The organism is Comamonas sp. BIGb0152, from assembly GCF_024809975.1.
GTDB lineage: Bacteria > Pseudomonadota > Gammaproteobacteria > Burkholderiales > Burkholderiaceae_C > Comamonas.
Genome location: NZ_JANUDY010000009.1, coordinates 121,737 through 144,515 on the forward strand (window position 1 = coordinate 121,737; position 22,779 = coordinate 144,515).

A 22,779-nucleotide genomic window follows, 5' to 3' on the forward strand; every position below is an offset into this window, starting at 1 on the left:
GCTTGCCGAAGCACGGCATGTCGCCACCGTGATGAATGGGCCAGATGCTCAGGGTTTTTGTGCCGCAGGCTACCATGGAGGCTGTTTAGCAACCCTTCGGATTTTATGCCCGGCAACCCGGACCCTGAGCCTCTCCCGTCTGCGACGACCCTGTCGCTGTCTCCCTGTTCTAGCCCCCACGCACCGCCTGCGGTGCCTCTGCCCTGTCAAGGGAGCACCGCATGATCGAGCTGCTCTCCGACCCGCAGATTTGGATTGGTCTCGTCACCCTGGTGGTGCTTGAGATCGTTCTGGGCATCGACAACCTCATCTTTATTGCAATCCTGGCCGACAAGTTGCCGCCCCACCAGCGGGACAGGGCACGGGTCATCGGCCTGTCCCTGGCCCTGGTGATGCGCCTGGGTCTGCTCACGGCCATCTCCTGGCTGGTGACGCTCACCCAACCGCTGTTTTCCGTCGGGCCGCTCAGTTTCTCGGGGCGCGATCTGATCTTGCTGCTGGGCGGCTTGTTCCTGCTGTTCAAGGCCACCACCGAGCTGCATGAGCGCATGGAAGGCGTGAGCCTCAGCAAATCCAGCAGCACGGTCTATGCCAGCTTCTCGGCCGTGGTGGCGCAGATTGTGGTGCTCGATGCGGTCTTCTCGCTCGATGCCGTGATCACCGCCGTGGGCATGGTCAACAACCTGGGTGTGATGATGGCCGCGGTCGTCATCTCGATCGGGGTGATGCTGTTTGCCTCCAAGCCGCTGACCCGCTTTGTGAACGCGCACCCAACGATTGTGATTCTTTGCCTGAGCTTCTTGCTGATGATCGGCTTCAGCCTGGTGGCCGAGGGCCTGGGCTTCCATGTGCCCAAGGGCTATCTGTATGCCGCCATTGGCTTTTCCATCCTGATCGAGACCTTCAACCAGGTGTCCTCGCGCAATGCGATCCGCCATGAGCAGCGGGTGCCGCTGCGCGAGCGCACGGCGCTCAAGGTGCTGTCGCTGATGGCCGGCCGTAGCGGTAATGCGCAGGTGGAGCACGACCATGGCGACCCGGCCACGGCGGAGGACGCGCTGACCTTTGGGCCCGAAGAGCGCAGCATGGTCAGCGGCGTGCTGGGGCTGGCTGACCGCAAGGTGCGTTCGATCATGACCCCCGTCTCCGATGTGGACTGGGTGGACCTGAACGACGATGCCCAGGCCATCCAGCGCTCGCTCAATGACAACCCGCACAGCCATTTGCCGGTCTGCCTGGGCCAGGTGGACCAGCTCCAGGGCGTGGCGCGTGCCAAGGACATGCTGATGGACCTGATGCAGCACGGCGCCATCCAGCCCACCACCATCCGCAAGCCGCTGATGGTGCCCGAAGGCGCGGGCGTGATTGCGCTGATCAATGACCTGCGCCAGTCCAAGGGCCATATGGTCATCGTCATCAACGAGTTCCATGTGATGAGCGGCGTGGTCACGCCGGTCGATGTGCTCGAAGCGATTGCGGGTGAGTTCCCGGACGAGGACGAGAGCTTCACCATCCAGGCGGTGGAGGGCGAGCCCGACACCTGGATTGCCAGCGGCGCGGCCGATGTGCACATGGTCCAGCAGCTGCTGGGATCCAGTGAGCTGGTCTCGTCTGCCGATGCCTTTACCACCTTGGGCGGCTTGCTCACCGAGTTCAATGGTGCGTTGCCCAAACAAGGCGATGTGGTGGTGATCGATGGCTGGCAGTTTGCGGTTACCGAGGCCACCGAGGGCGTGATGCGCAAGATCCGCATCGAAAAGGACCACAAGGGCCAGGGGCCGTTGGAGTACTGAACCGCCAGCGGGCGGCGGCTGAGCACTGCCCCACGATGAAAAAGGCCTGCCTTCTCGCAAGAGACGGCAGGCCTTTGTACTGCGTCGCGACCGAACCGCGAACCGCGCAGGCGCTTACAGCGAGCCCTTGTAGTAGGAGCCACGGTCCATGTCGACAATGTCCACGCTCAACTGCACCAGCATGCCCTCGGGGTGGGGCGTGAACTCGCGCAGCACGGTGGCAATGCGTTCGGACAGGTCGCGCTTCATCTCAGGCGTGCGGCCGGCCAGCAGGCGCAGCTCGGCATGCACAAAGCCGCGCAGGGCCGTAGGATCGGCGCCGATGACGAACTGCTCGGTGCGCACGGTGCGGCTCTTGAGGTCCTGCTCGTTTTGCACCTGGCCGCTGGCGATGACGGCCGCGTTGAGCGCGTCGAGCAGGTGGGCCTCGGGGAAGTTCTCGAGGTTGCTGGTGTATTCGATGACGAGATGCGGCATGGTGGTCTCCGTTGGAATGAAGGGCGGGGAAAAGGGGTTGGGGCAGCGGGTCGATCAGACCCGGCGGCTGTTAAACAGGCGTATAGGACAGCCGCACATAAATGGGTGCAAAGGCTTCCGCCTGGGTGATCTCGATCAGCGTTTCCTTGGCCAGCTCCAGCAGCGCGATAAAGGTCACCACCAGCACGGTGCTGCCTTTTTCCGGCTCAAAGATGTCCTCAAACTCCACAAAGCGCCGGCCTTGCAGGCGCTTGAGGATGGCGCTCATGTACTCGCGCACCGAGAGCTCTTCGCGCGTGATCTTGTGGGTCTGCACCAGCTTGGCGCGTTTGAGGATGTCGCGCCAGGCCTCTTGCAGCTCGGACATGTCCACATCCGGAAAACGCGGCTGCAGCGCCTGCTCGATGAAGACCTGGGCCTTGATAAAGTCGCGCCCGTACTGCGGCACAGCGCCCAGGCCCTGGGCGGCCAGCTTCATCTGCTCGTACTCCAGCAGGCGGCGCACCAATTCGGCACGGGGGTCTTCGGCTTCTTCGCCTTCGGCCTGCTTTTTGGGTGGCAGCAGCATGCGCGACTTGATCTCGATCAGCATCGCGGCCATCAGCAGGTATTCGGCGGCCAGCTCCAGGTTGCGGCTGCGGATCTCGTCGACATAGCTCAGGTACTGGCGGGTGACGCTCAGCATCGGGATGTCGAGGATGTTGAAGTTCTGCTTGCGGATCAGGTAGAGCAGCAAGTCCAGCGGGCCTTCAAAAGCCTCCAGGAACACCTCCAGCGCATCGGGCGGGATGTACAGGTCGGTGGGCATGGCGAACAGGGGCTCGCCGTACAGACGGGCGAGCGCAACCTGGTCCACCACATCGGGCATGGCACTGCTGGCAGAGGGGCTCAGGCCGTCCTCAGCCTTTGTCAGCTTGCCGGAAGTTGCCATGCACAGGGCTATTCATGATCGACAGGCGCTGCCAGCCAGGCGGCCGGCAACCTGCGCGGTGATCAATCGTGGTTGGTTTGGTACACGTAGGGCTTTTGCGCCACACGTGCGGTTTGGTACTCGGCTTGCTGCTGGCGGTCCAGGTCCTTGTCCCACAGCAGGGCGCGGCCTTCGAGTTGGCCTTCTTCCAGCTGCGGCTTGTCGGCTTTGAGCTTCAGCAGAAACTGGGTGGTGTCGGATTGGTAATCAGGGCGGCGAAAGAAAGACATAGCGTATATTTACCTCTTCCCTGGATTCTACCGAACCTGACCATGTCCTTCGTCACCAAACTTGCAATCGCCGCCTCTGCGCTGGCTGTTTCCGTGTTTATGGTGGGCTGCGACCAGCAGCGCATCAAGGAACTGGAGGAATTTGTCTCTACCGAGCAGGATGTGCGCGACCGTTTTGGCGAGCCCAACCAGATCTGGGACGAGGCGGACGGCTCGCACACCTTGGAATACACCCGCCAGCCCGCCGGTGCGCAGAACTACATGATCACCATTGGCAAGGACGGCAAGATGACCGCGCTGCGCCAGGTGCTGGCCCCCGCCTACTTTGCCAAGGTGCAGCCAGGCATGGACCAGCAAGAAATCCGCCGCCTGCTGGGCCAGCCGGCCAAGCGCACCAGCTACCCGCTGAAGAACGAAGCCGAATGGGACTGGGGCTGGATCGACCCGCCCAGCACCAAGATGCTGTTCACCGTGGTGTTCGATGCCCAGGGCAAAGTGGTGCGCAGCAACAGCACCTTGGTGGTGAATAGCCGCTGATCGCTGCTGGCCTGGTCGCGCAAGTGTTGCGGATATGCCTACACGTAACAGGCTGAATCTCTTTAAAATTCGGGTTTACACCTAGCGCTACCCGCGCTAGGCAGCCCCGCCGCACCATCCCTGCGCGGGCACGCAACTTGCTGTCAACCCGACATGTCCTCACCGCTATCCCGTCCCACCGCTCCCACCGGCCTCTCTGGCCCCGTGGCGGCTGCCCCTGCGCCGCTGGTCGTGCCCGCTATGCGCCATGGCCGTTTTGAAGATGCACAGGCGCTGTTCACCGGCTCGCTGTTTGTCTCCATCACCTTGGGGCTGTTTGCGCAGGCGGGCTTGCTGACGGGCAGCACGGCGGGTCTGGCCTTCTTGCTGCACTACGCGACGGGCTTGCCCTTCGGTGCCATTTTCTTTGCGATCAATCTGCCCTTTTACTGGTTTGCCTGGACGCGTATGGGGCCGGAGTTCACGATCAAGACCTTTATCTCGGTGGCCATGCTGGCCTTGCTGGTCGATATTGGTCCGCGTTTTATCCACATCGATTACATCAACCCCTTCTACGCCGCCATTGCCGGCGGCTTGCTGATGGGCACGGGCTGTTTGTTTCTCGCCCGCCACCGCTCCAGCCTGGGCGGCGCCACCATTGTCTCGCTCTACCTGCAGAACCGCTATGGCATCCGTGCCGGCAAGGTGCAGATGGTGATCGACTGCACTGTTGTGCTGCTGGCCCTGTGGATCGTGCCTTTCGAGCGGGTGGCCTACTCGGTGCTGGCAGCGGTCGTCATGAGCGTGTTCCTGTGGATCAGCCACCGGCCCGGCCGCTACGCTGGTAACTGACCGGGCCTGAGCCCGTGTGCGTCAGGGACTGCTCGGGATGGCGGTTTCTGGGGCCGCTGCAGGCCTTGCTGCCGGTGATGGCTGCGCTTGCAATGGCGGTGGCTCGGATGGCTGCTGTGGCGGGAAGGTCTCGCCCGGCCTGCGCTCCCGGTAACGCACCGTGATGCCGCTGTTGTCCGGTTCTTCCCCCGTCGCCATGTCATAGGCTTTGCCAACGCCTTTGCCCACCACCTTGACCGTGCCGACGGCGGCATCGGCCGCCAGGCCCACCGCCGTGGCGGTCACGCTGACGGCAGCGGCGCCCACGGCGACCACGCTGCAGCCGCCCAGCAGCAACGCGGAGGCGCAGTAAAAAGCCCCTGCGGCCAACGGACGCAAGGGCTTCAAGAGGGGGCGGTCAGCGGCCATGCAGATCAATGGATGCGCATGCCAGGCAAAGCGCCTGGGAAGGGCTCGAGCACATAGATGCCGGGGTGGGCTTTCTCATCGGCATGGCTGGCGGCCAGCACCATGCCTTCGGAGATGCCGAACTTCATCTTGCGGGGCGCCAGGTTGGCGACTAGCACGGTCAGCTTGCCTTGCAGCTGCTCAGGCGTGTACATGCTGCTGATGCCGCTGAACACATTGCGGGTCTTGGGGTTGCCGTCTTCGCCTTTTTCGCCCACATCCAGGGTCAGCTGCAGCAGCTTGGTCGAGCCTTCCACGGCCTTGCATTCCACAATCTTGGCAATGCGCAGGTCGATGCGGGCAAAGTCGTCGATGCCGATGGTCTCGGCCAGCGGCTCGCCGCCCGGTGCATTCGGGTCGACCACGGCTTCGGCCTTCTTCTCGGCCTTTTTGGCCTTGGCAGGCGCGGCAGCGGCGGCGGCCTTTTCCTGGCTGGCAGGGGTCTCAAACAGCGCTTCGAGCTGCAGCGGGTCCACGCGCTGCATCAAATGCTGGTACACACCAATTTGGTGGCCCGCGCCCAGCGGCTTGTCCACCTCGCTAAATTGCTCGGGCGGCACGATCAGGAAGTTCGCGACCTCGGCGGCCACACCCGGCAGCATGGGCTTGAGGTAGATGGTGAGGATGCGGAAGGCCTCGATACAGACCGTGCAGACATCGTGCAGGCGCGCCTGCATGTCGTCCTTCTTGGCCAGCTCCCAAGGCTTGTTGGCATCGACATAGCTGTTGACCTTGTCGCACAGCTGCATGATCTCGCGGGCGGCGCGGGCGGTGTCACGTGCCTCGTAGGCGGCCACGATGGCGTCCTTTTGCCCGCGCAGCACGGCCAGCAGTTCCTGGCCATCGGCGCTTACCTCACCCAGGCGGCCTTCAAAGCGCTTGCTGATAAAGCCGGCAGCGCGCGAGGCGATGTTCACGTACTTGCCGATCAGGTCGGAGTTGACGCGCAGCATGAAGTCTTCGGCAGTGAAGTCGATGTCCTCGTTCTTGCCATTGAGCTTGGCGCCCAGGTAGTAGCGCAGCCACTCGGGGTTCATCTTGAGGGCCAGGTACTTGAGCGGATCGAGGCCCGTGCCACGGCTCTTGCTCATCTTCTCGCCGTTGTTCACCGTCAGGAAGCCGTGCACACAGATCTTGGTGGGCGTCTTGCGACCGCTGAACTTCAGCATCGCCGGCCAGAACAAGGTGTGGAAGGTGATGATGTCCTTGCCGATGAAGTGGTACTGCTCCAGCGCAGGATCGGCCATGTAGGCGTCGTAGTCCTCGCCGCGCTTATTGAGCAGTTCCTTCAGCGAAGCCAGGTAGCCCACCGGCGCATCCAGCCAGACGTAGAAGTACTTGCCCGGCGCATCGGGAATCTCGATGCCGAAGTAGGGCGCATCGCGCGAGATGTCCCAGTCGTCCAGGCCTTCGCTGGTCGAGCCATCGGGGTTGGTGCGCACGCCAAACCATTCCTTGATCTTGGCGGCGACCTCGGGCTGCACATGCTGGCCGTCCTGGGTCCATTGGGTCAGGAACTCGACGGCGCGCGGGTCGGACAGCTTGAAGAAGAAATGCTCCGAGGTCTTCATCACCGGCTTGGCGCCGGAGAGGGCCGAGTAGGGGTTGATCAGATCGGTGGGCGCATAGACCGAGCTGCAGACCTCGCAGTTGTCACCGTACTGGTCCTTGGCGTGGCAGCGCGGGCATTCGCCCTTGATGAAACGGTCGGGCAGGAACATGTTCTTCTCAGGATCGAAGAACTGCTCGATGGTGCGCGTCTCGATAAAGCCGGCCTTTTTCAGGTCCAGGTAAATCTGCTTGGACAGCGCGTGGTTCTCGGGGCTGTCGGTGTTGCTCCAGTTGTCAAAACCGATATGGAAGCCATCGAGGTACTGCTTGCGGCCGGCGGCGATGTCGGCCACAAACTGCTGGGGCGTCTTGCCGGCTTTCTCGGCCGCAATCATGATGGGCGCGCCATGGGCGTCATCGGCACCGACAAAGTTGACCGCATTGCCCTGCATTCGCTGCGCACGCACCCAGGTATCGGCCTGGATGTATTCCATGATGTGGCCGATGTGGAAGTTGCCGTTCGCATACGGCAGGGCGGTGGTGACGAAAATCTTTCGTTGAGACATAGGGTTGCGGAACTTTCTAATCACAGAGAGGACGCAGGCCGGTGGCCGTTGCGGATTCTGGTCACGGGGAGGGCCAGCGCAGCCAGCCCTCGCGCCCGCGGGCGCTCCAGAACCGGGCAATTCTAGGCGCTTACGGGGCCTGTTGGCATGACCAGGGGATTGGATCCGGCCTGCGCGCCGCTGCCCCAGCCGAAAAAGGCGCAGACCTCGTCACTGCGCGCCATGGTGTCGGCCCGGCCCAGCGCCATCAGCGCCCGGGTGTAACCGGGCTCAAACAACAGGTAGCTGGCCAACGCTGCGCTGCCCACGTTCTGGCTGTGCACGGAGACGCCCACGGCGCCCAGCAGCGCCCGCACCGGGGTGGGAAGCTCCTGCAAATGGGCCAGCGCCATCGCGTCCAGCGATTGGGAGGGCGTAATCACCAGCAGGTCCAGCGGCCGCAAAGCACTGTGCGCGCGCTCAGCCTGCGGGATGAGGCTGAGCGTGTGGTTGATGCGCTGGGCCCGCTCCACATCGACCGACAACGCATCGAGAAAAATGGTGGACAGCGCATGGCCAGCCACCTGGGCCAGCGATGGAAACGGCGGATGCTCGCCCTGGGGCAGGTTCAGCACCTCGTGGGAGCGGCCCACGCCTACCACCACAATGCGTTTGGCGCCCAGGTGCACGGCGGGGGCCAGCGGCGCTGTCTGGCGCATGGCGCCATCGCCCAGGTAGTTGTACTGGCCGCGTATCTTCAGCTCGGTCGGGGCAAAGATGAAGGGGATGGAGGACGAGGCCATCAGGTGCTGGTGGGTGATGCGGTCCTGGATGGCGCGGCGCTGGGTGCGCGACCAGCTGGGCACATGCGGGCCCGCTTCATAGAAGGTGATGTGCTCGCCCGTGCTGTAGCTCGATGCGGTGATGGCCAGCGCCGCGAGCTGGCCGCTGCGCAGCAGGTGGGGAATCTTCTCCAGCGGCAGCTCCGCTTGCAGCAGCTCCAGCAGCGGCGCATTGTCCAGCAGGGAGCGCGGTTTGCCATGGCGCCAGCGGGTCAGCGCCCAGCCCAGGGTCAGGAGGCTCAGCCAGCGCGCGCCGCTGCGCATGACGCCAAAGGCATCGGCGCGGTAGACCTGGCTGGTGGAAAAATTGCGCCACACGCGCGAAAGGCGCTGCACGGCCAGGTCGAAGTGGTCGGCGCCGCAGGCCAGGCCCGCCGCATTGATGGCCCCGGCCGAGGTGCCGACCGCGATGGGGAAGGGCGTGGGCCCCTGGTCGGCCCCGGCGTTTTGCCGCAAGCGGGAGAGCGCCTGCAGCACCCCCACCTGGTAGGCGGCGCGTGCGCCACCGCCCGAGAGCACGATGGCCGTGGATGCGGTATGGGGGTTGTAGTGCAGAGCGGGCGGCATGGCCTGCACCATAGCCGAAAGTGGGGGGCCGCGCCAAGCAGGGCTGTCGCTGATTTCCAGGCTGCAACCCCAGCGGTCGCTGAAATCAGGCCTGTGCGGGGGCTTTTTTCAGCAAGGTGGCCAGCTCCAGGTTCTGCAGCACCACGATCTTCTGATCTCGGGCAAAAAGGCGGGCATTCTCGCTCAACTCGCCTTGCAGCAGTACATAGACGCTGGCTGCGCCCTTCTGGCTGGCGGCCTCGTGCAGCGCGCGCAGCGGCTCGATGCCATGCACCCCGGCCTTGCTGCGCTTGGTCTGCACCAAGGTGGATTGTCCCTGGCGCGCCAGTTGCAGGTCGGCATGGGCCTGTTGCAAAGGGGTCACGGTGTAGCCTTCTGCCTGCCAGGCGCGGGTCAGCCAGGCTTGCAGGTCGCGGCTGGGCATGGTGCTGGCTTGGGCCAGCAGCGCTTGCGTGGCAGCGGCATTGGGCTGGTTCCACTGGCGCTTGGCGGCCATGGCCCCGATCACCAAAAACGGCAGGCTGCCGGCGGCGCCTACAAAGCGGATGTCCTTGGGCAGCAGCGCCAGGCACAGCACCACGATGATGGCTCCGACCACCACACTGATCCACCACGACGAGCGCAGCAAGATCGCAAACACGGAGTTCTCGGCCATTTTCAGTTTCACGGGTGCAGGTCTTTCAAGAGGTGCAGAGGGCAAAGCCCAGATTGTCGCTGGTTCGCAAGGGCAAGCGCGGTTCGCTAGACTTATTGCTGCCTCAGGAATAGAAAACACGATGACAGTGACCGAAACCACGCTACTGGCCGCGCTGGCCAGCGTTCAAGACCCACACACGGGCAAAGATTTTGTCAGCACACGCGCTGTGCGCAACCTCCAGATCAACGGCGGCGATGTCGCCTTTGAGGTGGAGATGGGCTACCCCGCCAAAAGCCTGGTGCCCCAGCTGCGCAGCCAGTTCGTGGCAGCGGCCAAGACGGTGCCCGGCGTGGACAACGTCTCGGTGAGCATCAGCAACAAGGTGATCTCGCATGCAGTGCAGCGCGGCGTGCCGCTGCTGCCTGGCGTGAAGAACATCATTGCGGTGGCGTCGGGCAAGGGCGGTGTGGGCAAAAGCACCACCACCGCCAACCTGGCGCTGGCCTTGGCGGCCGAGGGCGCCACGGTGGGTGTGCTGGATGCCGATATCTACGGCCCCAGCCAGACCATGATGATGGGCGTGGAGGGCAAGCCCGAGAGCAGCGACGGCAAGACCATGGAGCCCAAGCTGAACCATGGCGTGCAGGTGATGTCGATCGGCCTGCTGGTGGACCAGGACCAGGCGATGATCTGGCGTGGCCCGATGGCCGTGCAGGCGCTCGAGCAAATGCTGCGCCAGACCAACTGGGCAGGCCTGGATTACCTGTTGATTGACATGCCACCGGGCACCGGCGATATCCAGCTGACCCTGAGCCAGCGGGTGCCGCTGACCGGCGCCGTGATTGTCACCACCCCGCAGGACATCGCTCTGTTGGATGCGCGCAAGGGCATCAAGATGTTCGAGAAGGTGGGCGTGCCCATTCTCGGCGTGATCGAGAACATGGCCATGCATGTCTGCACGAACTGCGGCCATGTGGAACACATCTTTGGCGCCGATGGCGGCAAGCACATGGCGGCCGACTACCAGCTCGACTACCTGGGCGCGCTGCCGCTGTCGATGCAGATCCGCGAGCAAGCGGACAGCGGCACCCCCACCGTGGTGGCCGCACCCGACAGCGAAGTGGCAGCCATCTACAAGCAGGTGGCACGCAGCATTGCCGTCAAGATTGCGCAGCAGGCGAAAGATTTTTCGTCGAAGTTCCCCACCATCAGCGTCAGCAGCAACACCTGATGAACCTGCTCGCTGCCATGCGATACCTGGCCGCGCTCCATGCGCATGGCCATTTCGCAAGGGCAGCCCAGGCCTGCCACATCACCCAGCCCACCCTGTCCAATGCGCTGCGCGCCTTGGAGGCGGAGTTTGGCGTGCCTATCGTGCGCCGGGGCCGGGTGTTTGCCGGCTTTACGCCCGAGGGTGAGCAGGTGTTGCAAACCGGTTTGGAGATGCTGCAAAGCGAGGCGCGCCTGCGCCAGCGCCTCTCGGCCCAGGCAGGGCAATTGCAAGGGCCCCTGCGCATGGCGGCGGTGCCTACTGCCATGCCGATGCTGCTGCGCTTTGCCAGCCTGCTGCGCCAGCAGCACCCGGGCCTGGTGCCTGCGCTGCATGCGATGAGTTCGCCCGACATTGAGCGTGGCCTGGAAGCGCTGAGCCTGGACCTGGCGCTGGGTTACAGCGACCGCATTGGCCGCAGTAGCACCCACTGCGTGCCGCAATACCAAGAGCATTACTACCTGCTGCAATCAGCACCGCCGCCCGCCTGTGTGGCCGACAGCTTGCAGGCTGCCGAACCCATGCCATGGGCGCAGGCCGCGCAGCAGCCGCTGTGCCTGCTGACCCCGGACATGCACAACCGCCAGATCGTGGACCGCAGCTTTGACAGCGTAGGCGTGGTGGTGCAGCCCGCCATGGAAACCAATTCTGTACAGGCCCTGTTGCAGGCCGTGGGCGAAGGGCAAATGGCCAGCATTGTGCCGGGCGCCGTGCTGGCCACCGTGCGCTACACGCCGGGCCTGCGCGCCTGGCCGCTGGTCGATCCGGTCGCCGAGAGCGCAGTGGCCTTTCTTTACCAGCAATCCCAGCAAGCCATGCCGGCGATCGAGGCAGCGCGCGCGGTGATGGCGCAGGCCGACTGGCAGGCGCAGTGCCGGCAGCATGCGGGCGCGTTGCAGGCGCGCTAGGTCGGCCACATAGGCATCTTGAATGCCGGCATTGCCGTATTGAATTTGACGCCGGGCTGCCAGCGCGTTGAAATGCAGGGCTACACCAAGCGCCCGCCATGCAAGAACAGAAAATCGCCTTCTACAAAGGCCCAGCCGGTGGCTGGGGCGCTTTGAACAGTGTCAAAAACACGCTGCTGCACCACGACATTGCCCTCAAGGGGGCCAAGACTCTGCTGTCCGCCAACCAGCCCGATGGCTTTGACTGCCCGGGCTGCGCCTGGCCGGACCGCAACCATGCCTCGACTTTCGAGTTCTGTGAGAACGGCGTCAAAGCCGTCGCGGCCGAGGCCACGGCCCGGCGCGCGGGGCCCGAGCTGTTTGCCCGCTACAGCGTGCGCGAGCTGGCCCAGCAAAGCGACTTTTGGCTGGAAGACCAGGGCCGGCTGACCCAGCCGATGGTCTACGACCCGGCCAGCGACCACTACCAGCCGATTGCCTGGGGCGATGCCTTTGCGCTGATCGCCCGGCACCTGAACGCGCTGCCCAGCCCGGACCAGGCGGTGTTCTACACCTCGGGCCGGGCCAGCAATGAGGCGGCCTTCCTCTACCAGCTGTTTGTGCGCGAGTACGGCACCAACAATTTCCCCGATTGCTCCAACATGTGCCATGAGCCCAGTGGCTCGGCCATGCGCGACCAGATCGGCGTGGGCAAGGGCACGGTGACCTTGGCCGATTTTGAAGAGGCCGATGCCATCTTCATCTTTGGCCAGAACCCGGGCACCAACCACCCGCGCATGCTGGGCGAGCTGCGCGAGGCGCACAAGCGCGGCGCGCGCATTGTCAGCTTCAACCCCTTGCGTGAGCGCGGCCTGGAGCGCTTTGCCGATCCGCAGGACAAGCTGGAGATGGCCACCCTGGGCTCCAGCCCCATCAGCACGCATTACTTCCAGCTGCGCGTGGGCGGTGATCTTGCGGCGCTGCGGGGCATGCTCAAGCATGTGCTGGAGCAGGAAGCTAGCCGTGGCGGTGTGCTCGACCATGGCTTTATCGCCGCCCACACCACCGGCTTTGAGGCGCTGGCGCAGAGCCTGCAGTCTGAAGACTGGGCGCTGCTGGCGCAGGAATCCGGCCTGAGCGAGGCGCAGATGCGTGCGGCTGCCGAGGTCTACCTGGGCGCGGACAAGGTGATTGCCTGCTGGGGCATGGGCATTACCCAGCATGCGCATTCGGTAGCGACCATCCAGATGATTGTGAACCTGCTGCTGCTGCGCGGCCATATCGGCCGGCCAGGAGCGGGGCCGTGCCCGGTGCGCGGCCACAGCAATGTGCAGGGCGACCGCAGCATGGGCATCTGGGAGAAGCCGCCTGCGGCCTTGCTCGACCGGTTGCAGGAGGTATATGGCTTTGCGCCGCCCCGCGCGCCCGGCATGGACACGGTCGACGCCATTGCCAGCATGCGCGATGGCCGGGCCCAGGTGTTTTTTGCGCTGGGCGGCAATTTTGCGGCGGCCACGCCCGATACCTACGAAACCTGGAAAGGCCTGCAGCGCTGCGCGCTGACCGTGCAGGTCACCACCAAGCTCAACCGCAGCCATGTGGTGCATGGCCGCCAGGCCTTGCTGCTGCCCTGCCTGGGCCGCACCGAGATCGATCTGCAAAATGGCCAGCCCCAGGGGGTGACGGTTGAGGATTCGATGAGCATGGTGCACCTGTCGATGGGCATGAACCCGCCTGCGTCCGAACACCTGCTGTCCGAACCGGCGATCGTCGCCCGGCTGGCCCATGCGACCCTGGGCGCGCGCAGCCGGGTGAACTGGCTGGCGCTGGCCGCCGATTACGCGCTGATCCGCGACGAGATTGCCAAGGTGTTTCCCGATTTTGCGGACTTCAACCAGCGTGTGGCCGTGCCCGGTGGTTTTCGGCTGCGCAACACCGCCAGCGAGCGCATCTGGGCCACGGCCAGCGGCAAGGCCAGTTTCCACGCCCATGCGGTGCCGGTCGATACCCCCACCCATCGGGCGCGTGCGCGGCTGCGTGACCAACGCGTGTTCACCTTGCTCACCACCCGCTCCCACGACCAGTACAACACCACCATCTATGGCATGGACGACCGCTACCGGGGCGTGTTTGGCCAACGGCGGGTGGTGTTCATCCATGCCGATGACATCCGCGCGCTGGGCATGGCCGATGGGGACTGGGTGAATATCCGCACCGTCTGGGATGATGGCCAGCCGCGCCAGGTGGATGGCTTCAAGCTGGTGGCCTATGACATTCCGCGCGGCAACCTGGCCGCCTACTACCCTGAGACCAATCCGCTGGTGCCCCTGTCGGCCGTGGCAGCCCACGCCGGCACGCCGACGTCCAAATCCATCCCCGTGGTGCTGGAGCCCGGGCAGGCGCCGCTGTGAGTGCAGTGCGCCCCGTGGCGGCTGCCGCCCCGGCACTTTCGCCACTGGCGCTGCGCATGCTGCAGGCCTTGGCGCAGGAGCAGCAGGCGCGCGCAGGCCAGCCGGTACCGCTGGTGCGGCTGGCCAAACGGCTGGAGACAGCTGCCAGCAGCGTGCTGCGCGAGCTGGCCATGCTCAACCTGCTGCTGGCGCAGGCCGAGCAGGCCCCCTGGGTGGAGACGCAATCGGTAGACGGGCGCTGGATGCTGGCATTGACCGCGCCAGGCGCGGCGGCTGCATCGCAGATCGCACAGGCCTCATCGCCGTTGTAAGGCTTTGGGCTCAGGCCGCGACCGGGTGGCGGGCTTTGCGGGCTTGCTTGGTCTGGTACATGGCCAGGTCGGCCTGCTGCAAGGCGGTATCGGCATCGGTGCCCGGGGTGACCGCCACCAGGCCCACACTGGCACCGGTGTAGTTCAAGCGCACCCCCGTGCCCAGGCACAGCGCCTCCGCACGGGTGCTGGCAAACAAACGGGCCTGTGTCTCGCTCAGCGCGGGCGCAATGGGCTCGTGCAGAAACGGGCCCAGGCCGGTGAACACGAATTCGTCGCCACCCTGGCGCGCGATCAGGTCGGAGTCGCGCATGGCCTCGCGCATCTGGTTGGCCAGCAGCTGTAAGAAGCGGTCACCGGCCTCATGGCCATAACCATCGTTAATAGCCTTAAAGCCATCCATGTCGATCATGCCGACCAGCACATAGCGCGCCTGGCGCTGGGCAATGGCCTGCAGCTGGTCCAGCTGCTCGATCAGCGCGCGGCGGTTGGGCAGGCCGGTCAGGGCATCGGTGCGTGCCAGCCGCTGCAGCTCTTCGTTTTGCACCTGGATCTGGGTCAGCAGCTGCTCGCGCTCGACCTGCTGGCCCAGGAACTGGGCAAACAGGCGCATGACATCCTGGGTATCGCGCTGCAGCGGTTTGCGCGATGCGCTGGCGCCGCACAGCGTGCCGTAGAGCGCACCGTCCGAGAGGTGGACCGGTGTGCTGGCATAGGTCTGTATGCCCAGCGCCTGCGCGGCCTGTGAGTCGCCCCAGATCTGGCCGACATCGTCGGTGTAGAGGCAGTTCTCATCGATGGCGCGCTTGCACAAGGTGTCTTCCCAAGGCACGCTCAGGTTCTCGGGAATCTGCAGGCTTTGGGTATTGCGCGCAAACAGCACCTGCTGCACGCGCTGGCCCAGATCGATGCGGGTGAGGTAGGTGGATTCGAGATGGGTGACTTTTTGCAGCATCTCCAGCAGGGGGCGCGTCAGCTCCTCCAGACTGCGAGCTTTGGCAAACGTCTGGCCCAATTGTGAAATCAAGGCTTGCATAGGAGGGCTCGTTGAGAGATTGTTGTTTCATATCGTAACTCGCAATCGCGGTCCTGGGGATGATCTCTTTCAATGAAAGTCATAGCGGTAATCCGGTAAGGGCAGGGGATAAGCGCGCATCAGTTATGTTCGCTGCATGGAACACAATTTTTTTGCGCTGGGTTGGCGCCAACTGCTGCGTGACTGGCGGGCAGGTGAGCTGCGCTTGTTGTTGGTGGCGGTGGCGCTGGCCGTCGCAGCGCTCACCTCGGTGAGCTTTTTCTCGGACCGCCTGCAGGCGGGGTTGCAGCGCGATGCCAGCCAGCTGCTGGGCGGCGATGTGGTGGTGGTGAGCGACAACAGCACGCCGGCCGGCTTTGGCGACAAGGCCCAGGCCCTGGGTTTGAAAGGCGTGACTACGGTCACCTTCCCAACCATGGCCCGCGCCGACGATGCCGATGGCGGCGAATCGCGGTTAGTGGGCCTCAAGGCGGTGCAGGCGGGCTACCCTCTGCGGGGCAGCTTGCGCACGGCGCCGGCTGCCGGCCAGCCTGATGCGGCAACCCGGGACATTCCGGCTCCAGGCGAAGTCTGGGTCGATCCGAGCTTGCTCGAAGCGCTGGGCCTGCAAACGGGTTCAGTGCTCTGGCTGGGTGACAAGCGCTTCACCATTGGCCGGGTGCTGACCATCGAGCCCGACCGGGGCGCGGGTTTTCTGGGCTTTTCTCCTCGGGTGATGCTGGACTGGAGCGATCTGGCTGCCACCGGTTTGGTGCAGCCTGCCAGCCGTTTGCTCTACCGCTTCGCGGTGGCCGGCGAGCCCGCGGGCGCGGCGCAGTTTCTGCAATGGGCCGAGGCCGAAGTAGCCCAGCCCCAAAGCCATGGTGTGCGCATTGAGTCGCTGCAAAGCGGCCGGCCCGAGATGGAGCAAACGCTGGAGCGCGCGCAGAAGTTCCTGAACCTGGTGGCGCTCCTGGCTGCGCTGCTGTCGGCCGTGGCCGTGGCCTTGGCGGCCCGCACCTTTGCCAGTGCCCACCTCAATGGCGCGGCGCTGTTGCGGGTGCTGGGCCTGGCGCAGCGCGCCATTGCCGGCGCCTATGTGGTCGAGTTTGTCATCGTGGGCCTGGCGGCCAGCCTGCTGGGCGTGGCGCTGGGTTATGCGATGCACTATTTGTTTGTCTGGCTGATGGCCGGCTTGCTCGCGGTCACGCTGCCAGCGGCCAGCGGCTGGCCCCTGGTGATGGGCGTGGGCATGGGCATGACCTTGCTGCTGGCCTTTGGCCTGCCGCCGGTGCTGCAACTGGCCCAGGTGCCACCGCTGCGGGTGCTGCGCCGTGACCTGGGTGCGCTGCGCCCGGCCTCGGCATCGGTGCTGCTGCTCGGCGTACTGGGCTTTGCCGCCATGCTGCTGCTGGTCAGCGGCGATGCCAAGCTGGGCGGCATTGCCGTGGGCGGTTTTGCGGTGGCGATCGTGGTGTTTGCGCTGCTCAGCGCCGCCGCCATCACGCTGCTGCGCCGCGTGGTGAACGAGCGCACGGCGCCGCGCTGGTTGCTGCTGGCCACGCGCCAGGTCGCCGCCCGGCCCTGGTTTGCCGTGGTGCAGGTCAGCAGCCTGGCGGTGGGCCTGATGGCGCTGGTGTTGCTGGTGCTGCTGCGCACCGACCTGATCCAGACCTGGCGCCAAACCACGCCGCCTGATGCGATGAACCGCTTTGTCATCAATATCCAGCCCGACCAGGCCGAGGCCTTCCAGCAGCGGCTGCGCCAAGCGGGCATCGACAAATGGGACTGGTACCCGATGATTCGCGGCCGCCTCATCCAGATCAATGGCAAGGACGTGGGGCCGGGCGACTACACGGAAGACCGCGCCAAGCGCTTGGTGGACCGCGAGTTCAACATCTCCCACAGCGATGTGCTGCAGGAGCACAACCAGATCGTGCAGGGCCAGTGGAAGCCGGGCGAGGCGGGCGGCGTCAGCGTCGAAGAGGGCATTGCCGAGACCCTGGGCCTGAAGATGGGCGACCGCCTGCTGTTTGACATGGGCGGCGTGCCGCACGAGAGCACGATCACCAGCCTGCGCAAGGTGGACTGGGGATCGATGCGTGCGAATTTCTTTGTCATGTACCCGGTCGCCCAGATGGATGGGGTGGCCATTACCTACCTGGCCGCCTACCGCGCGCCCGAGACGGCGGGCTTTGACAATGCGCTGGTGCGCGAGTTTCCCAACATCACCAATGTGGACCTGCGCGCCACCGTGGCCCAGCTCCAGCAGGTGCTCAACCAGGTGATTCGCGCGGTGGAGTTCTTGTTTGGCTTTACCTTGGCCGCTGGCCTGGTGGTGCTGTTTGCGGCGATTACCGCCACGCGGGAAGAGCGTGCCCGCGAGTACGCGATCATGCGGGCCGTGGGTGCGCGCAGCCAGCTGCTGCGCCAGGTGCAGCGCGCGGAGCTGGCCGGGGTTGGCCTGCTGGCCGGTGTGCTGGCCAGCGTGGTGGCCATGGCCATTGGCTGGGCGCTGGCCCAGTTTGTGTTTGACTTTGCCTGGGTGCCGCGCTGGTGGGTGCCGCTGGCCGGTGGCGTTTGCGGTGCCATTCTGGCGCTGGTGGCGGGCTGGTGGGGCCTGCGCGAGGTGCTGCGCCGCCCGGTGGTGGTGACCTTGCGTGAAGCGGTTTGAGGGCGTTCAATAGCCGTTAATATCGCTGGCCCGGGCAGTGGGCGCTGTGCAGACAACGCGGCCACTGCCTGGTGTTCTGCCCCAGACCTGCGCCCACCCTGAGAGCTATGTATGCAAATCGACGAAAAACCCCCGTTTGACACCCCTTTTGAATGGATCGGCGGCGAAGGGCAGGTGCGGGTGCTGGTGGACCGCTTCTACGACCTGATGGACCTGGAGCCCGGCTACAAGGAGCTGCGTGACGCCCATGGCAGCACTTTGCAGGATGCGCGGGACAAGCTGTTTTGGTTTTTGTGCGGCTGGCTGGGCGGGCCCGACCATTACCAGCAGCGTTTTGGCCATCCGCGCTTGCGCATGCGCCATATGCCGTTCTCCATCGGCATTCTGGAGCGCGACCAGTGGCTGGCCTGCATGGACCAGGCCATGGGCGATATCGGGGTCGATGCCGCGCTGCGTGCCCGCCTCGCGCAGAGCTTTTTCCAGACGGCAGACTGGATGCGCAACCGCTAGCGATACTCTGCAGAACCGCCGCCCCATGGAATGGGCGCGGATCGCCCGAGACCGCGTTCAGACCACGGCAGGGCGTTGCCGCGATTGCCCAAGGTGCCCGCCGCAGGCAGCGCGGTGGTTACCCAATACCGCATTTATTGATTTCTGTCAGGGACAAGGTTCTCAAAATGCAACGTGAATCTTGGTTTGCATTCGCTATTGGGGCGCCGCAGCGGTTTGGCCCATAATCAAGCCACTAAAAACGAAGAGGGTGGAAGAGGGTTATGAATACCAACATGATGGTGGTCTCGGCGGTGATTGCAGCCTTGCTCGTATGGGGCGCGCTGGTCTACAACCGCTTGATGGCCTTGCGCAACCGCACCAGCAACGCCTTGGCGCAGATCGATGTGCAGCTCAAGCGGCGCTATGACCTGGTGCCCAACCTGGTGGCGGTGGCCAAGAAATACCTGGAGCACGAATCCCAGACCCTGGAGGCGGTGATCCGTGCGCGTGGCCAGGCGCAGGCGGCGGCCAGTGCGCTGCGCGCAGCCCCAGGTAAACCCGAGGTGGCCGATGCCATGGTGGCCGCAGAGGGTGCGCTGGGCGGCGCCTTGGGGCGTTTGATGGTGCTCACCGAGAGCTACCCCGACCTGAAGGCCGACAGCACCATGCGCTCGCTCAGCGAAGAGCTGGGCAGCACCGAAAACCGCATTGGCTATGCGCGCCAGGCCTATAACGACGAGGTGCTGCATTTCAACAACGCCTCCCGCGCCTTCCCCGCGATTGTGGTCGCCTCGATTCTGGGCTTTCATGCGATGCCCATGCTGCAGTCCACGCAAAGTGCCCAGGAGCGCGAAACCGTTCGCGTGCAGTTTTAAGCCGATGGTGGCGGCTGCCTACAGCGACGCTGACCGCCACGCCGGCATGCCGTGCTGCAACGCCGCAGCCGCACTTCCATGACATTCTGGGATTTCCAAGCCAGCGCCCGGCGCCGCACCTGGGGCTTGCTGGCCGCCTTTGCGCTGCTGGTGCTGGGCATTGCCGCTGGCGTGCACCTGGTGCTGGCGCTGGTGTTCTGGACGCCGGCACTGGTGGCCGTGGCCTTGACCAGCTTGCGGCTTGAACAGGTCGCCGTGCACTACCCGGCCGGTTTTTTGGCCACCAATATCGGCATCGTCAGCCTGATGGTGCTGGGCGGCGCCTGGATCAAGCGCAGCAACCTGCGCCAGGGTGGGCTGCATCTGGCCAAGCAACTGGGCGCGCGGGCGGCACGGCCGTCGGTATCGCATGCCGAGCAGCAGTACCTGAATATCGTTGACGAGCTGTGCATTGCCGCTGGTGCCCTGCGGCCCCAGGCGATGGTGCTGCCCCGTGATCAATCGCTCAACGCCTTTGCAGCGGCCTGGGAGGCCGAGGATGCGGTGATCGTGGTGTCCATGGGCACACTGGACTACCTCAGCCGCGATGAACTCAAGGGCGTGGTCGCGCACGAGCTGTCCCATCTGCACGAAGGGGATACCCGGCTGAACATGGAACTGGCCGGCTATGTGTTTGGCCTGGAGATGTTGTTCAACTACGGGCGCGACTGGGTTGAGCGCGGCGTATCGCTGTTTGGCAGGCCGCTGATGGCTGTGGGCTGGTTGGGCTGGCTCGCTGCCCAGGCGCTCAAGGCCACAGTGTCGCGCCAGCGCGAATACCTGGCAGATGCCCGGGCGGTGCAGTGGACGCGCAACCCCGACGGGCTGGGCCGCGTGCTGCGCAAAGCGCTGTGGCTGCAGGACTACCCATTGCAAGCCGATGCCTTGCAGCCGCAAGGCGCAGGCTCAGGGGCCTATTCACCATTGGTAGCGCACATGCTGCTGCTGGAGGTCCACAGCATCGAAGAATTGCATGATTTCTGGCACCTGGGTGGCGTGCCCTGGATGGCCAGCCACCCCAGCTTGGAAGCGCGGATTGCGCGCATCTATGGCGAGGACGAAGCACGGGAGCCGCTGCCGCTGCAGGATGCCGACCAGCGCTGGGTGAACCCGTTCAGTGCCCCGCTGCCACTGGCACAGTCCAAAACCAGCTAGGTTGGATGCTCAGCGCTTGGCCTTGGCGCTGCGGACCTGTGCCGCCCAGGACAGGACCTGCGCGGCCACCGGGTCGGGCGCTGGCGCAGCGGCGGCTTGCTGGGCGATGGCCTGCATCTCCAGCAGCGCATCGGCCACCTGGACGGCGCTGGTGGTCATCGATGCCGCGCGCAGCAGCACCACCAGGGCGCCGGCGCCCCCATCGACCGGGCGGGCCTGGACAAAGGCCAGCACCTCGTTCTTCTGCACCAGCCAGCTGTGCACCCGGCCTTTGAGCACCGGCATGCGGCCCGGCGAGCCCAGGCCCTTGCCATGCACCACGCGCACGCAGCGCAGGCCCTGGCGCTGGGCCTGGCGGATAAAAGCGCCCAGTGCCTCGCGTGCCTCATCGGTGCGAAAGCCATGCAGGTCGATCTGGCGCTGGATGGTCCAGCTGCCTGCGCGCAGCTTGTGCACCACATCGCGGCCAATGCCCTTGCGGCGAAAACTCAGCTGGTCATCGGTATCGAGCAAGGTGCTGGCGTCGAACTCGTCGCTCATGGCTTCGAGCAGCACGCGTTTTTCATCGGCCCAGTGCTGCAGCGGCAAGGGATCGGGCAGGGCGGGCTCGGCGGGCACCTGGTCGTTGCTCGGGAGGGGCCGCACGGCGCCCACGGTCTGGCGGAACAGCTGGCGGTCGCGCTCGGCCTGGCGCAGCGCCTGCTGCCGGGCCTGCTCCTGCCGCTGGCGCTGGGCCGCTTGCTCGGCCTGCAAGGCCGTCAGCGCCTTGCGCAGTTGCTTGAGCTCCCGCAGCGATGCGACGCTGCGGGTTTTGTCCTGTTTACTCACATCTCACCTTCCTCGGCCATCGACAGCGCTGCACCGGGCCCAACAATAATATGGTCCAGCACCCGCACATCGACCAAGGACAGGGCGGCCTTGAGACTGTGGGTCAGTTGCTTGTCGGCCTGGCTGGGCCGGACATGACCGCTGGGGTGATTGTGCGCCAGAATCACGGCCGCGCAATGGTGGTGGAGCGCGCGCACCACTACCTCGCGGGGGTAGACGCTGGCCTGGCCCAAGGTGCCCCGAAACAATTCTTCCAGCGCAATCAGCTGGTGCTGGCTGTCGAGAAACAGCACGGCAAACACCTCATGCTGCTTGTGGGCCAGGTGCAGTTGCACATAGGCTTTGACGGTGGCGGCGCTTTCCAGCATGGTGCGCTGCTGCAGCTGCTGGGCCATGGCCCGGCGGGCCAGCTCCAGCACCGCCATCAGCTCGGCCCGTTTTGCCGGGCCCAGGCCCTTGACCTGGGAAAGCTCGGCGCTGCTGGCTTGCAGCAGGCCGTTGATGCCGCCAAAGCTGCCGATGGCATCGGGCTGGCGCGGGGCCAGCAGCTCGGCCGCCCACTGCAGCACGCTTTTGCCGGCCATGCCGGTGCGCAGCAAGATGGCCAGCAGCTCGGCATCGGTCAGCGTGCCGGCTCCTTTGGCGAGCAGTTTTTCGCGCGGCTGGCAGTCGGTGGGGAGATCTTTGAGGGGCATGTGCTGCTTTCAGTCCGGCTGGCCCGGCAAGAGGTGGGCGCCAAACGGGCGGGGCAGGGGCGGTGCGTGCCATGCACAGGCAGGGGCAAGGCAGCAAAGAGGGGTGTTCATCGGCACTCCGGAAGGTTCGCTGTCGGCCGATGGCCAGATTAGGGTTTCATGCAGGGGTTACACCCTACAACCTACAATACGGCCCAGTTTATAGGGATTTGCATGACTACTCCGATGGCCCCCGTGACGCCGCTGCCTACCGATGCGCCAGTGGTACAACCCGGATCGTTTCTGACCTTGCACTACCGCCTGGCTGGCCCGGCGGGCGATGTGATCAACACCTTTGAAGGCAAGCCCGCGACCCTGTCCCTGGGCATGGGCGAGCTGTCGCCGTCGGTCGAGAACCTGCTTTTGGGCCTGCCCGAAGGCACGCACGCCACCTTCCATGTGCCCGCTGGCGAGGCTTTTGGTGAGCGCAACCCCGAGATGGTGCAGTGGGTGGCGCGCCGTTTGCTCAACGAGCTGGGCGACCCGATGGAGCAGTACAGCTTGGGCGATGTGGTGCAGTTCCCCACGCCCGATGGCAGCAACACCTACGCCGGTGTGGCCATGCAGGTGCGCGACGATGGCGCCGTGCAATTTGACTTCAACCACCCGCTGGCCAGCCAGCCGGTGACCTTTGAAGTCAAGCTGATCGGGGTGCTCTGAG

22 protein-coding genes are annotated in these 22,779 nt (G+C 65.0%); 12 read left to right on the plus strand and 10 right to left on the minus strand.

All coding sequences use genetic code 11. The features are described from left to right. Positions 1-224 precede the first annotated feature (224 nt). The gene (locus M2375_RS17315; RefSeq protein WP_259169270.1) at positions 225-1,793 is read left to right on the plus strand and encodes a TerC family protein; all 1,569 of its coding nucleotides are present in this window, start codon (positions 225-227) and stop codon (positions 1,791-1,793) included. Positions 1,794-1,907: 114 nt separating this feature from the next. On the opposite strand, the gene M2375_RS17320 is transcribed toward M2375_RS17315, so the two are convergent. The 3 genes from M2375_RS17320 to M2375_RS17330 all read right to left on the minus strand — a co-directional run bounded on the left by M2375_RS17320 (position 1,908) and on the right by M2375_RS17330 (position 3,470). Continuing rightward, on the minus strand, positions 1,908-2,270 hold the full coding sequence (locus M2375_RS17320; protein WP_259169127.1) for a 5-carboxymethyl-2-hydroxymuconate Delta-isomerase: 363 nt from the start codon (positions 2,268-2,270) through the stop codon (positions 1,908-1,910). A 70-nt stretch (positions 2,271-2,340) separates the two neighbouring features. Further along, positions 2,341-3,201 carry a ScpA family protein gene (locus M2375_RS17325; protein ID WP_259169128.1) on the minus strand — a complete coding sequence of 287 codons (861 nt, stop codon included), beginning with the start codon at positions 3,199-3,201 and terminating at the stop codon, positions 2,341-2,343. A 62-nt stretch (positions 3,202-3,263) separates the two neighbouring features. Next, the gene (locus M2375_RS17330) at positions 3,264-3,470 is read right to left on the minus strand and encodes a DUF3460 family protein (RefSeq protein ID WP_259169129.1); all 207 of its coding nucleotides are present in this window, start codon (positions 3,468-3,470) and stop codon (positions 3,264-3,266) included. 42 nt (positions 3,471-3,512) lie between these two features. Between M2375_RS17330 and M2375_RS17335 the strand changes: the two genes are divergently transcribed. Further along, complete coding sequence (locus tag M2375_RS17335; protein ID WP_259169130.1) at positions 3,513-4,007, plus strand: outer membrane protein assembly factor BamE; 495 nt, start codon at positions 3,513-3,515, stop codon at positions 4,005-4,007. A gap of 153 nt (positions 4,008-4,160) precedes the next feature. After that, positions 4,161-4,838, plus strand: coding sequence for a YitT family protein (locus M2375_RS17340; protein ID WP_259169131.1), 678 nt, complete (start codon positions 4,161-4,163; stop codon positions 4,836-4,838). 21 nt (positions 4,839-4,859) lie between these two features. Here M2375_RS17340 and M2375_RS17345 read toward each other — a convergent pair whose 3' ends face one another. The 4 genes from M2375_RS17345 to M2375_RS17360 form a co-directional block, all read right to left on the minus strand. After that, positions 4,860-5,246 carry a hypothetical protein gene (locus M2375_RS17345; RefSeq protein ID WP_259169132.1) on the minus strand — a complete coding sequence of 129 codons (387 nt, stop codon included), beginning with the start codon at positions 5,244-5,246 and terminating at the stop codon, positions 4,860-4,862. 5 nt (positions 5,247-5,251) lie between these two features. Next, positions 5,252-7,402, minus strand: coding sequence for a methionine--tRNA ligase (gene metG / locus M2375_RS17350; protein WP_259169133.1), 2,151 nt, complete (start codon positions 7,400-7,402; stop codon positions 5,252-5,254). 122 nt (positions 7,403-7,524) lie between these two features. Next, on the minus strand, positions 7,525-8,790 hold the full coding sequence (locus M2375_RS17355; RefSeq protein WP_259169134.1) for a patatin-like phospholipase family protein: 1,266 nt from the start codon (positions 8,788-8,790) through the stop codon (positions 7,525-7,527). An 85-nt stretch (positions 8,791-8,875) separates the two neighbouring features. Next, a complete protein-coding gene (locus tag M2375_RS17360; RefSeq protein WP_259169135.1) occupies positions 8,876-9,457 on the minus strand; it encodes a restriction endonuclease in 582 nt (193 codons plus the stop codon). A 109-nt stretch (positions 9,458-9,566) separates the two neighbouring features. On the opposite strand from M2375_RS17360, the gene apbC reads away from it, so the two are divergent. From apbC to M2375_RS17380, 4 genes are all read left to right on the plus strand, one after another. Then, complete coding sequence (gene apbC / locus M2375_RS17365) at positions 9,567-10,658, plus strand: iron-sulfur cluster carrier protein ApbC (RefSeq protein ID WP_259169136.1); 1,092 nt, start codon at positions 9,567-9,569, stop codon at positions 10,656-10,658. Continuing rightward, positions 10,658-11,605, plus strand: coding sequence for a LysR family transcriptional regulator (locus M2375_RS17370; protein ID WP_259169137.1), 948 nt, complete (start codon positions 10,658-10,660; stop codon positions 11,603-11,605). The genes apbC and M2375_RS17370 overlap by 1 nt, the downstream gene beginning before the upstream one ends. A gap of 98 nt (positions 11,606-11,703) precedes the next feature. Then, complete coding sequence (locus tag M2375_RS17375; RefSeq protein ID WP_259169138.1) at positions 11,704-13,995, plus strand: FdhF/YdeP family oxidoreductase; 2,292 nt, start codon at positions 11,704-11,706, stop codon at positions 13,993-13,995. Further along, entirely contained in the window at positions 13,992-14,306 is a 315-nt protein-coding gene (locus tag M2375_RS17380) for a hypothetical protein (protein WP_259169139.1), read from the plus strand. The genes M2375_RS17375 and M2375_RS17380 overlap by 4 nt, the downstream gene beginning before the upstream one ends. A gap of 10 nt (positions 14,307-14,316) precedes the next feature. Here M2375_RS17380 and M2375_RS17385 read toward each other — a convergent pair whose 3' ends face one another. Further along, positions 14,317-15,342, minus strand: coding sequence for a sensor domain-containing diguanylate cyclase (locus tag M2375_RS17385; RefSeq protein ID WP_259169140.1), 1,026 nt, complete (start codon positions 15,340-15,342; stop codon positions 14,317-14,319). 136 nt (positions 15,343-15,478) lie between these two features. On the opposite strand from M2375_RS17385, the gene M2375_RS17390 reads away from it, so the two are divergent. The 4 genes from M2375_RS17390 to M2375_RS17405 all read left to right on the plus strand — a co-directional run bounded on the left by M2375_RS17390 (position 15,479) and on the right by M2375_RS17405 (position 20,556). Further along, positions 15,479-17,995: an ABC transporter permease gene (locus M2375_RS17390; RefSeq protein ID WP_259169141.1), complete on the plus strand. Its 2,517-nt coding sequence runs from the start codon at positions 15,479-15,481 to the stop codon at positions 17,993-17,995. A gap of 111 nt (positions 17,996-18,106) precedes the next feature. Further along, a complete protein-coding gene (locus M2375_RS17395; protein ID WP_259169142.1) occupies positions 18,107-18,505 on the plus strand; it encodes a group II truncated hemoglobin in 399 nt (132 codons plus the stop codon). A 263-nt stretch (positions 18,506-18,768) separates the two neighbouring features. Beyond that, positions 18,769-19,362: a LemA family protein gene (locus tag M2375_RS17400; protein WP_259169143.1), complete on the plus strand. Its 594-nt coding sequence runs from the start codon at positions 18,769-18,771 to the stop codon at positions 19,360-19,362. Positions 19,363-19,440: 78 nt separating this feature from the next. Further along, positions 19,441-20,556, plus strand: coding sequence for a M48 family metalloprotease (locus M2375_RS17405; RefSeq protein WP_259169144.1), 1,116 nt, complete (start codon positions 19,441-19,443; stop codon positions 20,554-20,556). A gap of 9 nt (positions 20,557-20,565) precedes the next feature. Here the strand turns inward: M2375_RS17405 and M2375_RS17410 are convergent, their stop codons facing one another. Next, complete coding sequence (locus M2375_RS17410) at positions 20,566-21,384, minus strand: Smr/MutS family protein (protein WP_310473186.1); 819 nt, start codon at positions 21,382-21,384, stop codon at positions 20,566-20,568. Then, entirely contained in the window at positions 21,381-22,079 is a 699-nt protein-coding gene (gene radC / locus M2375_RS17415; RefSeq protein ID WP_259169145.1) for a DNA repair protein RadC, read from the minus strand. The genes M2375_RS17410 and radC overlap by 4 nt, the downstream gene beginning before the upstream one ends. 213 nt (positions 22,080-22,292) lie before the next feature. Here radC and M2375_RS17420 point away from each other — a divergent pair, with 213 nt between their 5' ends. Then, the gene (locus tag M2375_RS17420; protein ID WP_259169146.1) at positions 22,293-22,778 is read left to right on the plus strand and encodes a peptidylprolyl isomerase; all 486 of its coding nucleotides are present in this window, start codon (positions 22,293-22,295) and stop codon (positions 22,776-22,778) included. Position 22,779 lies beyond the last annotated feature (1 nt).